Here is a 13,466-nt window from a genome sequence, read left to right as displayed (position 1 = left end):
CAGTCAGGCAGGAGGGGCAGGGCGTTATTTGAGCAGGAATGGCAAGACCCCGTCTCCAGCCCGTCTTGCCCAAAAAAGAGCCCGGCGACCGCATAAATACTGTATAAATAAACAGTTATCTGGTGTTTCCACATGCCTGCCCTTGCCCTCGTTCCTCCGGTTGAACCGGCCGACCTGCCTCACGTCTGGCGGGTGGACGAGCTCGCCATGGGGGAAGAGCGCGTGCTGTCCTCGGGCCATGCGGCACTGGACGCGCAACTGCCCGGCGGCGGCTGGCCGCTGGGGGGCATGGTGGAACTGCTGCAGGCGCAGCCCGCCTCGCCGGTGTGGCCACTGCTGTTGCCCGCGCTGGCCCAGGTGGTGCAGCAGCAGCCGGGGCCGGTGGTGCTGGTGGCCGCACCTTTTGAGCCCTTTGGCCCCGGCCTGTCGGCGCAGGGCCTGCCGGGCGAGCGGCTGCTCTGCGTGCGGGCCGACAAGCCTGGCGCGCGGCTGTGGGCCGCCGAGCAGGCCCTGCGCTGCGCCGAGGTGGCGGCCGTGCTGGCCTGGCTGCCGCAGGCGCGCAGCGCTGATCTGCGGCGCCTGCACCTGGCGGCCCAGCAGCAGGGGCGGCTGCTGTTTGTGATGCGTACGCTGGCGGCGCAGCATGAGTCGTCCCCCGCGCGGCTGCGGCTGTGGCTGCAGGGCACCGACAGCCTGCAGGTGCACTTGCTCAAGCGGCGTGGCCCGCCGCTGCTGGCGCCGCTGGTGCTGCCGTTGCATGCGCCGCTGCTGGCCGCCTTGCTGGCTGCGCGGCGCGGCCGCCGTGCGGGGCAGGACGTGGCACCGGCGCCGGCCACAGTTGCGGCATCGGCGCCGGCGCTGGACCGCATTCCCCGGAGGGCCCATGCACTGGCTCGCATTGCAGCCGCCTGAGGGCGAGCAGGCGGCCTGGGGCTGGCGCGCGCTGCAGTTCACGCCCCGCGTGGCCTGGATGGACGAGGCGCTGGTGCTGGAGATCTCGGGCTCGCAGCGGCTGTGGGGCGGCCATGAACGCCTGCTGCGCCGGCTTTTCAAGCCAAAAGTGGCTGGAGTCCATATCCCGTGGGCACAGGGCGCTACATCTTTCATAGCAGTTGCCTTGTTGCGCCTTGCGCTGCGCGAGCAGGCCGCCCCTGCGGCCGTGCCCGGCCAGCTGCCGCTGGCCACCCTGACCGCGGCGCTGGCGCACCTGGACACGCTGGAGCGCACGGGCTGCCGCACCTGGGGCCAGCTGCGCGCGTTGCCACGCGGTGGTGTGGCTCGCCGCTTTGGCGCCCCGTTGCTCGAAGCGCTGGACGCGGCCTGGGGCGAGCGCCCCGAGCGCCATGCCTGGCTGACCCTGCCCGAGGTGTTTGACCTGCGGCTGGAACTGCCCGCGCTGGCCACCGGCGGGCCCGAGCTGATGTGGGCGGCCCAGCGGCTGCTGGGGGCCTTGCAGGTGTGGCTGCGGCTGCGCCAGCAGGGCGTGCTGGCGCTGGAGCTGGAATGGACGCACGACCTGCGCCGCCTGGACGGCGTTGACCTGCCGCGCCATGGGCAGTTGCCCATCCGCACGGCCCAGCCCACGCAGGACATGGCCCACCTGCGCCGGCTCATGGGCGAGCACCTGTCACGCACCACATTGCGCGCCCCGGTCAACCACCTGCGCCTGCGCACGCTGCAGTCCGCCCCCTGGGCCGGCGCCAGCACCAGCCTGCTGCCCGAAGACCAGGTCAAGGGCGAACGCCTGCACGAGCTGGTCGAGCGCCTGAGCGTGCGCCTGGGCGAGCACAACGTCACGGTGCCGCAGGCCCGGGCCGACCACCGGCCCGAGCGCATGCAGCGCTGGGTGCCGGCGCGCGGGCAGGTGGGGCAGGGCAGGCCGGCGCCGGCCGCAACCGCCATCTCCGGCGCAGCTGCCGCAACCAACACCCTGGCCGCCCTGTACCCGCCCTGGCTGCTGCCCACGCCGCTGCCCCTGCGGGTGCAGCACGACCAGCCGCATTACCAGGGGCCGCTGCAAATGCTCACGCGCGCCCAGCGGCTGGAGGCTGGCTGGTGGGATGGCGCGGCCCCGGCGGCGCTGCGCGACTACTACATCGCGCGCAGCCCGCAGGCCGGCCTGGTGTGGGTGTACTGCGAGCGGCCGCTGGCCGGCAACAGCGCCGCCCGCTGGTTTTTGCAGGGCCTGTATGGCTGAAGCGTCCACCCCCGCCGCTGCGCAACTGCCCGGTTACGCCGAGCTGCACTGCATCAGCAACTTCAGCTTCCAGCGCGGTGCCTCGCACCCCGAGGAACTGGTGGCGCGTGCCTGCGAGCTGGGCTACGAGGCGCTGGCCATCACCGACGAATGCTCGGTGGCCGGCGTGGTGCGCGCCTGGGCCGGCCTGCGCGACCACCTGGCCGCGCAAGAAGAGGCCGCGGCGCGGCGGCGCCCCTTCAAGCTGCTTTATGGCAGCGAGTTTGTGCTCCAGCCGGGGCTGGCGCGCCTCGTGGTCATTGCGCGCAACCTGCACGGCTGGGGCAACCTGTGCGAGTTCATCAGCACCGCGCGGCGCAGCGCGCCCAAGGGCGAATACCTGGTGCAGTGGCCCGGCAGCAACTGGGCCAGCCTGACCGGCTGCGAAGTGATCTACCTGCCGGCCCACACCGATGCTGCTATTGATTCCGTAGCAGTCAGTGCCGATCTGGCGTGCGCTCTGGCCACTTTTGAACCTGGCTCGCTGAGCCTGGGCGTGGAACTGCTGTATGGGCTGGACGACGAGCTGCGCCTGGCCACCCTGCAGCAGCTGGGGGCGCAGGCTGGCGTGCCGCTGGTGGCCGCGGGCGACGTGCACATGCACGTGCGCTCGCGCAAGGCCCTGCAGGACGTGCTCACCGCCGTGCGCCTGGGCCGGCCCGTGGCCGACTGCGGCCTGGCCCTGCAGCGCAATGCCGAGCGGCACCTGCGCCTGCGCTCGCGCCTGGCGCGCATCTACCCGCCCGGGCTGCTGGCTCACACGCTGGCGGTGGCGCAGCGCTGCACCTTCACGCTGGACGAGGTGCGCTACAACTACCCGCAAGAAACCGTGCCGGCGGGCCTCACGCCCGCGCAGGCACTGCGCCAGCTCGCGCTGGCCGGCGCGCGGCAGCGCTACCCGCAGGGCGTGCCGCCGCAGGTGAGCGCCTGGCTGGAGAAAGAGCTGGCCCTGATTGCCGAATGCCGCTACGAGATGTTCTTTCTCACCGTGGAAGACATCGTGCGCGAAGCGCGCAGCCGGCACATCCTTTGCCAGGGGCGCGGCTCGGCCGCCAACTCGGTGGTCTGCTACTGCCTGGGCATCACCGCGGCCGACCCCATGTATTCGCACCCGCTGCTGGAGCGCTTCATCAGCCTGGACCGGCGCAACGAGCCGCCCGACATTGATGTGGACTTTGAACACGAGCGGCGCGAGGAAGTCATCCAGTACATCTACGACAAATACGGCCGCGAGCGCGCCGCGCTGGCCGCCACCGTCATCACCTGGCGCACCCGCAGCGCCGTGCGCGACAGCGGCAAGGCGCTGGGCATGGCGCCGGAACTGATCGAGGCCTTTGCCAGGGAGCACTACTGGTTTGACGACGCGCTGGCCGCGCAGCGCCTGGACGAACTTGCGCAGCAACAGGGCCTGGCGCTGGCGCCGCGGCAGGCGCAACTGTGGCTCGACATGGCGCAGGGGCTGATGGGTTTCCCGCGCCACCTGAGCCAGCACGTGGGCGGCTTTGTGCTCACGCAAGACAAGCTCACGCGGCTGGTGCCCGTGGAGAACGCCAGCATGCCGCAGCGCAGCGTCATCCAGTGGGAAAAAGACGACCTGGAGGCCCTGGGGCTGCTCAAGGTCGATGTGCTGGCCCTGGGCATGCTCACCGCCATCCGCCGCTGCATCGACTTTGTGGCGCAGCGCCGGGGTGCGCCTTTCAGCATTTACGACATCACGCCCGAAGACCCCGTCACCTACGAGATGATCCGCCGCGCCGACACCGTGGGCGTGTTCCAGATCGAAAGCCGGGCGCAGATGTCCATGCTGCCGCGCCTCAAGCCCGCCACGTTCTATGACCTGGTGGTGGAGGTGGCCATCGTGCGGCCCGGCCCGATCTCGGGCGGCATGGTGCACCCCTATCTCAAGGCCCGGGCCCGGCGCGACCAGGGCCTGGCCATTGCCTATGAGCGCGCGTCCAGCGATGTGCCGGGCCAGCCGCCACGCCTGCAAAAGGCGCTGGAGCGCACCCTGGGCGTGCCCATCTTCCAGGAACAGGTCATGGAAATCTCCATGATCGCCGCCGGCTTCAGCGCCACCAAGGCCGACGCGCTGCGCCGCGCCATGGCCGCCTGGAAGCGCAAGGGCGGGGTGGAAAAGTTCAGGGGCGAGCTCATCAACGGCATGCTCGGCAATGGCTACACGCCGGAATTTGGCGAGCGCATCTTCAAGCAGATCCTGGGCTTTGGTGAATATGGCTTTCCTGAAAGCCATGCCTACAGCTTTGCCCTGCTGGCCTACAGCAGCAGCTGGCTCAAATGCCATGAGCCCGAATGCTTTCTGGCCGCCATGCTCAACTCGCAACCCATGGGCTTTTACCCGCCCTCGCAGCTCATCCAGGACGCGCAACGCCATGGCGTGCAGGTGCTGCCCGCCGACGTATCGCACAGCGACTGGGACTGCACGCTGGAACAAGCCCAACCCGTTCGCCCTGAGCCCCAACCGGTTCGCGCCGAGCCACACCCCGTTCGCCCTGAGCTTGTCGAAGGGCCCTCAGCCGCCCAGCTGAAACCTGTCGCCGTGCGCCTGGGCCTGCGCCTGGTCGGCAGCCTGGGCGAGGAGGGCGCGCATCGCCTCGTGGCAGCGCGCCGCGAGGCGCCTTTCAGCAGCGCCGAAGACCTGTCCTTGCGCGCCCAGCTCGATGTCAAGGACCTCAACGCCCTGGCCGCCGCCGACGCGCTGCAGTCCCTGGCCGGCCACCGGCGCCAGCAGGTCTGGGAGGCCGCGGCACGCCTTCGGGCCCCCGGGCTTTTGCGGGGTGCGCCGGTGAACGAAGAAGCTCTCGCATTGCCCCCCGCACCCGAGGGCGAAGAAATCGTGTTCGACTACGCTGCCATGGGCCTCACGCTGCGCCGTCACCCGCTGGCGCTGCTGCGCCCGCGCCTGGCGCGCATGAAGATCCTCAACGCCGATGAGCTGCGCGACCTGCCCCATGGCCAGCGCGTGCGCGCCTGTGGCCTGGTCACCGTGCGCCAGCAGCCGCAGACCGCCAAGGGCACCATCTTCGTCACGCTGGAAGACGAGACCGGCCCGGTCAACGTCATCGTCTGGAAGCATGTGCGCGAGGCCCAGCGCGAAGCCCTGCTGCGCTCACGCCTGCTGGCCGTTCAGGGCGTGTGGCAGCGCGACGTGGACAGCGGCGGCGAGGTCCGCCACCTGATAGCCGCGCGGCTGGTGGACCTGACCCCGCTGCTGGGCCGGCTGGCGCAGCAGGGCAACAAGAGCCGGGACTTTCATTGAGCGCGCGGTTGGCCCATCAGGATTTCCCGTCGCTCGAAGCCACGTACACCCGCGTGCCTGCCAGTTGCACGCTGGTCAGTGCCGTGCCGGCCGTGATCTGGAATTGACCTGATGCACCGCTTACAGGCGCGATGGTGGAAACCGGTTGTGCAAAGCCGGCAGTCTGAAGAGGAAGCTCCAGAGCGGTGACCAGTGATGCCGTGAGCGGGCTCCGACAAGCCGGCGCCTGCAGCGTCAGGGCCGCCGAGGTATTGCCGGGGTTGTAGACCCGCAGCACGGTGCTGAAAAGCGACTGCTGGCTGATGCTGTTGGTCGGCGCAGGCTGGCCCGCGCTGCCAGCCTGCGGCCTGGCGGCGCGCAGGATGCCCGGCCCACTGGTGATGCCGGCCAGAGACAGGCTTTCGGGCAAGGTCTGGCGCCGCGTGGGGCTGTCGCCCACGGCGCGCGTTTCCATCGGGTGCACCGCCAGCGGTGTGGCGAAACTGGTGCCGTTTTTCAGGGGAATGCCGGTGGCCGGGTCCAGCCCAGCCGTGCCCGGCACGCCCACCGCAAACTCCTGCGTGTGCACGTCACCGTCGGTGCCTGCCGCACCGCGCTGCGTGCCATTGGCGCTGCGAAACAGCGTGCCCAGAATGGTGTTGACTGGCGGCTGCGTCACGCCAGGCGCGCCTTGGTCCCGGCACCAGGCAGTCATGCCGCCGTGATAGAAGCCCGCAAACGGATGGCCCTGGAAGGTGGGCAACACAAAGTCATGCGTGGCCTGGAAGGTGGGGCCCTGCCAGTAGCGCACGGGTTCCACATCGTCCCAATGCGTGGGGGTGCCATGCGCCAGGCCATCGGGCTGGTTGCCTGTGGGATCCACCATGGGGAACAGCACCACCACCGCGCTGCTGTTGTCGGGCGCACGCCCGCTGACCGACACCCGCAAAAAGCTCTCACCCGCCACCAGCGTGTAGACCACGCCATAGCTGAAGCCCGTGAGGGTGTCCGACAACTGAACCGCAAAGCGCCATCGCACCGGACCGTATTCAACGACCTCGGCCGACAGCACGTTGGTGATCGTGCGCTGCAATGAAAAAGTGCCTTCGGAGCCGCCGTTGTAGCCCACCGGTTCGTTGCCAAACTGGTAAAGATTGCCGTTGTCTTTGTATACAGCGAGTTGGCAGGCGTTGGACGTGGGAGACACCAGATCGTTCGTTGCACCGCCGTCAAAAATCTGGCTGATCTGGTAGCCGGTGGACCGGGCGCTGAACACGACCTTGATCAACCCGTTGCTGAACACCAGGCCGTCTGGCGTTGAAGGGAGCGGGTTGTTGGTGGGCGTGCCGCTGCCCAGATACGCGGTGGTGTAACCAAAGCTGGGCGTGCCTGGTGCCACAAACAGCAAATGGCCATCAGCACCTTGCTGGGTGGTGACATTGCCCACACCATCGGCCAGGGCGGCGCTGCCGAACTGGCCTCCCGGGTTGGCCACGCTCACCAGACCGGCGCGACCAAACCCCAGCGGGTTGAACACCAGGTAGGGCGTTTGGCCCGGCGCGGGGTTGGGGGCAACGGAGTCGGCCAGCAACTCCAGTGCGCGTTCGTGCGCCGACCGGGCCTGCCTGCGGGTTTGCCGGGACAGCGGCAACTGCTCCAGGTAATAGGTCTGGTCAGGTGAAGTGCCGTTGATGAAGTCGTGGTGCGTGGTGGCCGACAGGTTCCACCAGATGGCTTCCAGCGTGCGGTTGAGCGCATCGGGCACCGACCGCGACAGCGTGGAAGCCGCCGTGACGAGCGACACCGCCACCTCGGCCGCCAGCAGATCGCGCACGGCGGCGAAATGGTCGGTCTTGAGCTGCGGCCGGCTGGCGAAGTGGCCGCACCAGTAATTGGAGGCCCGAAGTGTGATCGGCGCCTGCAGGCCGCTGGTGTCGGCAAATACCGCGTTGACGAAGTCCGCAAAGGTTTTGATCTGCGCGGTGACGCCGTGCACGGGAGCGCTGTTGTAGGCGTTGACCTGATTGATGATGTCCTGCGTGGGGGTTGCAAAGTCGTTGGCAGGCACGGGCACGAACATGTAGGCACTGCCCCATACCGAGCTGTAGTAGCTGTTGACGAAAGTGGCGATTCCGCCGTTGTCAACGCTGACCGAATAGGTGTCTGGCATGAAGTGGCCCAGCACCTTGGAGCCATCTGCCGCCACCCATGGAAAAGCGAGGCCATTGGTCTGGTTGAGCTGCTGGTCTACCGTGGCCCCGCCGTCCAGCGGTTTCACGTCGGGCGAGCCCTGCACCGAGCCCGGCACGCGGGACAAGGCGACGGCTGTCATGCCCATGGCCGCAAGCGTGACTGGCAACTGCGGGTCGTGGCCAAAATCGTCCGGCAGCCACGCCATTGGCGCACGCGCGCTGGACAGCCCGAGCGACGCCAGCCACTGCGTCCCCAGCAGGTAGTTGCGGATGAAGGCCTCGCCGTGCGAGAGCAGGTTGTCGGGCGAGGTGATGCCGCCCCCCATCAACGCCAGTGCGCAGCCCGCTGACAGCACCTTGCCAGCGGCCGCCGGATTGTCGGTGAAGTAGCGGCGGAAGTACCCCATCTCGGCCAGATTGAAGGTGAACGCTCCAGGGTTGTCCGCCAGCATCTGGAACATCTGGTCGAATGTGTAATGAACGGCGTTGTTGTTGCCGTAGCGGCCAATGGCGTAGTACTGCTCGAAGTCGGTCAACCAGTCCCAGTCGATGTGGGTGGTGGGGCAGACATAGAGGGTGCTGGGCGTGACGCTCATGAGTGGTTTCTCCCTTGTGCGGCATGACATACACCGCCTGCCCCGGTTGTACCAAGCGCGCCCTGCGCGCGCATCCCCAAGGTGAGGGAGAAGGCGGGCGGGCCTCATGGCCCGCGCAGGGCTACAGCATGACCTTGAGGTCGAAGTTGGCGCGGGACAGCCACTGCGCCAGTTCGCGGCGCATGGGTCGTGGCAGCCTGGCGCCGTCTTGCGCCAGGTATCGCCGGCCCAGGTCCTCCAGGCGCGGGCCATCGGCCTGTCCCCGGCTCAGCAAGTCGCGCAGCTCGTTCAGAAAACGCAGCGCCGCCGAGCGCAGCGCGGCGTCGGCGAGGCATCTGAGCGCCAACCCCGGCGCATGGCGGTAATAGATGCCGATCAGCTCGCGCCCGCTGGGCACACGGGCCAGCACCTGATCACGGAACTGGCGCAGCAGGGGCAGCGTCAACCCCGGCAGCAGCGGGGCCAGCGCCACCACCGCGCAGTTCAACCGGGGACTGGGTGTGGCGGGGAAAAAGACCCCACGCAAGCTGCCAAAGGTGTGCAAGGACCCCCACAGCGTGAGGTCTGCTGGCGTGGCGGTGACCCGTTCCACCGACAGGCCCACAGCGGCGGGCAGCCCGCCGCCGGCCGGCAGCGTGGCGCCCGCGGTGCCCAGCGCCGTGACTGCCCGCGCCACAGCGGCGGCGCTGATGGCGGCGTTGATGCGCGCCATGATCGGCTCCAGTGCGTTCTGCAAGATGAAGGGCGCCAGCGCATTCAGCACCACCGACAGGATGGAGTTGCCCAGCCCTGAGCCGGTGAAGGTTATGGCGCCCTCAGACCCCGGCACGGCAATCACCGCCACATCGGGCGCGTGAAGCAGGGCCGGTTCGATGGCCACAGAAAGCCGGTAGGTGAATGTGTCAGTGGCGGGGGATGACACCGGCGTGGCCGGGCCCACGCTGACCACGCCGCCAGCCACCAGGTCGAGCCCGCCCGCTGCCGGCGTGGCCAGCAGGGAGGTGATGGTGATGATGGAGTCCACCACCATGGGCAGCGCCGGCAACCCCGCCGACAGATCCGCCGGCGCGAGCGTGATGGGCCCGGTCCGCCAGATGTCGACCTGGTCGATTGCCGCCACCCCCGGGTTGGGCAGGCTGGCCACCCGCAATGAACGGAACAGATACCCCGGCTCGCCCGGGGTCTGTACCGACAGCGTGATGAAGTCGGAGCTGGACTGGGCTGCTGGTACCAGCTGCGCCGGCCCGATGCTGAAAGGAACCGATTGGCCCGTGGCCACCATGGTGCTGCCCATCAGGGCCTGGTGGTCCGTGGCGCCGCCAGTTGAGTTGATGGTGGTCCAGGTACGCCACAGCTCGATGTTGACGCCGGGAGGCGTTTCTTCCTCGCCCAGCGTGATCACGCCCAGGGTATTGGTGTAAGCCATGCAGCACCTCCTTGCAGGCCCCGGTCATCCGGGCGGAGAGCGGCCGGGGGGACGGGGCTGGCGCATTGTGCTGCCGGGAGGCGGAAAACCACAACCAGACAAAATTCACAGAAATTCGGTTACCAGCCAGGCCCGGGCAAACTCCTCCTGCCCGGGCTTGAAGTACTCGATCTGGAACTTGGACACGGCATTCATGAAGAACAGCAGCGCGCTGTCGCGCCAGCGCAGGTCGCCCACCAGCGCGAGGCGGATCACATGTTGCTGGATGTAGTGGTCCACATCGATGTCGTCCCAGCTCACGAAGGCCTCCAGGTTGGCAAAGCCTTCCTCGATCAGCACCAGCACGAGCTGCTTGCCATGCACCTGCATGTGGTCGTGCACCTGGCGCTTGGCGGCGTCCACTTCGGCGCGCAGCAGCACCCCGCGGGTGCGGATCACGGTCAGTTGCTTGTCTTCAAATGAAACGCTGAGGGTCATGGGAAAGGGCCTGCAAAAAACAGGCCATTCGCGCCCTGCGGATGGCCCGGCGCAGATGCTACCAAGCTGCGGCATGTAACAGCGCCGATGGTCGGCCTTGTCTGACAGCGCGAGCCCGGTGACAGGCCTATACCTGAGGCTTGTTCCACCCTCACAGGAGATAACCCCCATGAAAACCGAAGCCTACAAAGCCTGCATCGACGCCTGCAACGCCTGCGCCCTGGCCTGCGACCAGTGCGCTGTGGCCTGCCTGCACGAGGCTGATCCCAAGCCCATGGTGCGCTGCATTGCCAACGACATGGACTGTGCCGACCTGTGCCGCATGGCCGCCGCGCTCATGGCGCGCCAGAGCGCGCACGCCAAGGCCCTGTGCAGCCTGTGCGCCAAGGCCTGCGACGCCTGCGCCGAGGAATGCGGCAAGCACGCCATGGACCACTGCAAGCGCTGCGCCGAGGCCTGCCGCCGCTGCGCGGACGCCTGCCGCGCCATGGCCTGAGCCCCGACGCGGAGCGCCGTCAGCCCGCCTGCACCGCGATGCGGCGCGGCTGGGCGTGGGCCTGCTTGGGAATGCGCAGCTTCAGCACGCCGTCCTTCAGGTTGGCGTCGATCCGCGCGCTGTCCAGTTCGCGGCTCAGGGTGAAGGCGCGGCGGTAGCGGGGCACCTGGATCTCGGCATAGGTCGCCTCCAGGCCTTCGGGCGTGGCGGCCTGCACGGCGCCTTCGAGCAGCAGGGTGTCGCCCTCCACCTTCAGCTCCAGCTTGTCCTTGGGAACACCCGGCAGGTCGGCCAGCAGGGTGATGCCGGTCTCGTCTTCCAGCACATCGACACGGGGCAGCAGGGCCCGGGTGTCCGTGCCGTTGCGGGTTTGCACTTGGTTCTTGGCTTCCATGATGGTTCTCCTTTCAGGCGATGGCGTCACTGGATGGCAATGCGCTGGGGCTGGGCCGCCGCGGTGCGCGGCAGGCTCACGCGCAAGACGCCGTCGGTGTATTTGGCCGACACGCGCTGGGCGTCGGCGTCGTCAGGCAGCGCCACCGCGCGCTCAAAGCGGCCCGTGGGCCGTTCGCGGCTGTAGACCGTGGCTTTTTCGTCCACCGGCTCAGGCACCCGCTCACCGCTGATGCGCAGGATGCCGCGGTCGATCGTCACGTCGATCCGGCTGGCGTCCAGGCCTGGAGCGAAGGCGTAGATCTCGACCGTGTCGGACGTATGCCCCACGTTCAGGGGCGGGAACGATCCGGCGGCGACCGAGCGGATGCTGCTGGGCATGCCGCCGCCGTTGAAAAGGGCATCCAGGTCACGGTGCAGGCGCTCGAATTCGCCAAACAGGTTCCCCGGAAAACTCAGTGTCGATGCATACATGGCAAATCCTCCATTGGGTTGACAACACACAGGTGGATGACGCCATGGCGGCGGTCGAAGCCGTCAAAGGCGTCTGCCCCGAAACTGGCGATCACGGCCGGATTTTTCAAGAGACCGGGCCCTGAGGCGGGGGCCTTGGCCGGGCCTTGCGCACGAGGCAGGCGAGCCCTTGGGCCACAATGGGCCGATGGGAAGATTGCTCAGAGCCGCCTTCGGCTGGATCACGCGGCATCTGTTGCTGTTTGGGCTGATCGTGGCCCTGCTGGTGGCGGTGCCGCTGCTGGTGGGGCAGTGGCACGGGCTGGCCGACGCGGGCCAGCGCCTTGAATCACTGGCACGCAACGCGGCCGCCATCGCGCAGGCGGGCGCCGCCTTGCGCCAGCAGCTGGACGCGCAGATTCCCCAGAGCCAGCAACCCGCCGATTGGCAGCAGTTTGCCGCCGCGCTCGACCAGCGCATTGCGGCCCGCAAGCAGGCCCGCGACCAGCTGCAGCAGCAGTACCCGCTGCAAAGCCGCGTGCTCACCAGCGAGGCCTATCGCCAGCTCAAGACGCTGGAGCTGGAAATCCGCCTGCTCGAGCAGGGCCGCGCCTATGCGGCCTCGGTGCTCACCGTGCTGGGCGGCCTGGTGGCGGGCGAGCAGGCCGCGCAGGCGCAGCTGTCCCTGTGCCTGCGCCACGTGGCCGCGGCCGAAGCCCGCCTCTATGACAACCGGCGCGCGCAGTGGCAGCTTTCCAGGGACTTTCCGCTGGCCTGGCAAGTGCCCGGGCTGGCCACCTACCAGCAGATGAAGGCGCTGGAAGCGCAGCAGCGCGAGCTCACCGAAGCCGCGCGCGAGGCGCACCAGCGCTGCGACACCCTGACCCTGGTGATGAACGAGAAGGCCCGCGTGGCGGCCTACATCGCACCGTTCGACCCCGCCAGCAGCCCCGCCGACCAGGCCCTGCGTGAGCTGGGCGACGAGCAGGCCCGGCTGCAGGCCTACGCCCAAGGCCACTGGCTGCGCCAGGCCGTGGACACCGCGCAGCAGGTGCTGCCCGTGGCCCTGTGGGTGCTGGCGGCCATCATCGTCACGCCCATCGCCATCAAGCTGGTTTTCTACTTTGTGCTGGCACCGCTGGCGGCGCGGCGCCCGCCGCTGTGCCTGCTGCCCGGCAGCGGGGGCGGCGTGCGGGTGCCGCCCGGTGGGCGCGTCTCGGCCGTGTCGCAATCCATTGTGCTGGGACCGGGCGAAGAAATGCTGGTCCATCCCCAGTACCTGCAGAGCGCCGCGCTGGGCGCGCCCAAGTCCACGCGCTGGCTGCTCAGCTGGGCCATGCCATTCACCAGCATGGCGTCGGGCCTGTTCGCGCTCACGCGCGTGCTGCCGCACGAGGCCGAGCCGGTGGTGGTGTCGTCCACGCGTGACCCGCTGAGCGAGGTGGGGCTGATCGAGCTGCCCGCCGATTCAGCCCTGGCCCTGCAGCCGCGCAACCTCATTGGCCTGGTGCAGCGGCAGGCCGGGCCGCCGCGCATCACGCGCCACTGGCGCCTGGGGCATTTGCACAGCTGGCTGACGCTGCAGCTGCGCTATGTGGTTTTCCATGGCCCGGCCATCCTGCTGGTCAAGGGCTGCCGCGGCGTGCGCGTGGAGGCGCCCCAGGCCGGGCGCGCCATCAACCAGGCGCTGACCATGGGCTTCAGCGCCAATTTGCGCTACGCCACCACGCGCTGCGAGACCTTTGCCGCCTACTGGATGGGCCAGCAGGAGCTGTTCAACGACCGCTTTGCGCAGCCGCAAGACGGCGGCAGCGGGTTTTATGTGTATGAAGAAATGATCCACCCCCAGCGCAAGACCGGTGTGACCGGGCGCGGGCTGGAGGGGCTGACGGATGCGCTGCTGAAGGCATTTGGGGTGTGAGGGCTGACGGGCGCGGTGCT

General features: G+C 68.7%; 10 protein-coding genes. 5 read left to right on the top strand and 5 right to left on the bottom strand.

Going from position 1 to position 13,466, the window contains the following annotated elements:
- The first annotated feature begins 132 nt into the window (after nucleotides 1-132).
- The 3 genes from imuA to KF796_15875 are packed head-to-tail and all read left to right on the top strand — an operon-like array spanning nucleotide 133 to nucleotide 5,513.
- The gene (gene imuA, locus KF796_15885; GenBank protein ID MBX3588115.1) at nucleotides 133-912 is read left to right on the top strand and encodes a translesion DNA synthesis-associated protein ImuA; all 780 of its coding nucleotides are present in this window, start codon (nucleotides 133-135) and stop codon (nucleotides 910-912) included.
- Nucleotides 884-2,197, top strand: a complete 1,314-nt coding sequence (locus KF796_15880) for a DNA polymerase Y family protein (GenBank protein ID MBX3588114.1) — start codon at nucleotides 884-886, stop codon at nucleotides 2,195-2,197. Before imuA ends, KF796_15880 begins: the two co-directional genes overlap by 29 nt.
- Nucleotides 2,190-5,513, top strand: a complete 3,324-nt coding sequence (locus KF796_15875; GenBank protein ID MBX3588113.1) for an error-prone DNA polymerase — start codon at nucleotides 2,190-2,192, stop codon at nucleotides 5,511-5,513. The genes KF796_15880 and KF796_15875 overlap by 8 nt, the downstream gene beginning before the upstream one ends.
- Before the next feature lie 16 nt (nucleotides 5,514-5,529).
- Here KF796_15875 and KF796_15870 read toward each other — a convergent pair whose 3' ends face one another.
- The 3 genes from KF796_15870 to KF796_15860 form a co-directional block, all read right to left on the bottom strand.
- The gene (locus KF796_15870; protein ID MBX3588112.1) at nucleotides 5,530-8,280 is read right to left on the bottom strand and encodes a hypothetical protein; all 2,751 of its coding nucleotides are present in this window, start codon (nucleotides 8,278-8,280) and stop codon (nucleotides 5,530-5,532) included.
- A gap of 121 nt (nucleotides 8,281-8,401) precedes the next feature.
- On the bottom strand, nucleotides 8,402-9,706 hold the full coding sequence (locus tag KF796_15865; protein ID MBX3588111.1) for a hypothetical protein: 1,305 nt from the start codon (nucleotides 9,704-9,706) through the stop codon (nucleotides 8,402-8,404).
- Between the two features lie 105 nt (nucleotides 9,707-9,811).
- Nucleotides 9,812-10,183 (bottom strand): STAS/SEC14 domain-containing protein, encoded by a 372-nt coding sequence (locus KF796_15860; GenBank protein MBX3588110.1) that lies wholly within the window; start codon nucleotides 10,181-10,183, stop codon nucleotides 9,812-9,814.
- A gap of 169 nt (nucleotides 10,184-10,352) precedes the next feature.
- Between KF796_15860 and KF796_15855 the strand changes: the two genes are divergently transcribed.
- Nucleotides 10,353-10,679: a four-helix bundle copper-binding protein gene (locus tag KF796_15855; GenBank protein ID MBX3588109.1), complete on the top strand. Its 327-nt coding sequence runs from the start codon at nucleotides 10,353-10,355 to the stop codon at nucleotides 10,677-10,679.
- Between the two features lie 19 nt (nucleotides 10,680-10,698).
- Here KF796_15855 and KF796_15850 read toward each other — a convergent pair whose 3' ends face one another.
- Both KF796_15850 and KF796_15845 read right to left on the bottom strand, forming a co-directional pair.
- Entirely contained in the window at nucleotides 10,699-11,073 is a 375-nt protein-coding gene (locus tag KF796_15850; protein MBX3588108.1) for an Hsp20/alpha crystallin family protein, read from the bottom strand.
- 26 nt (nucleotides 11,074-11,099) lie between these two features.
- Complete coding sequence (locus KF796_15845; protein MBX3588107.1) at nucleotides 11,100-11,546, bottom strand: Hsp20/alpha crystallin family protein; 447 nt, start codon at nucleotides 11,544-11,546, stop codon at nucleotides 11,100-11,102.
- 187 nt (nucleotides 11,547-11,733) lie between these two features.
- On the opposite strand from KF796_15845, the gene KF796_15840 reads away from it, so the two are divergent.
- Nucleotides 11,734-13,446 carry a hypothetical protein gene (locus KF796_15840; GenBank protein MBX3588106.1) on the top strand — a complete coding sequence of 571 codons (1,713 nt, stop codon included), beginning with the start codon at nucleotides 11,734-11,736 and terminating at the stop codon, nucleotides 13,444-13,446.
- The last annotated feature ends 20 nt before the right edge of the window (nucleotides 13,447-13,466 follow it).

The organism is Ramlibacter sp. (assembly GCA_019635435.1).
Lineage (GTDB): Bacteria > Pseudomonadota > Gammaproteobacteria > Burkholderiales > Burkholderiaceae_C > JAHBZM01.
The sequence above is the reverse complement of the archived record's forward strand: the minus strand, read 5'-3'. Positions and strand labels throughout refer to the sequence as shown.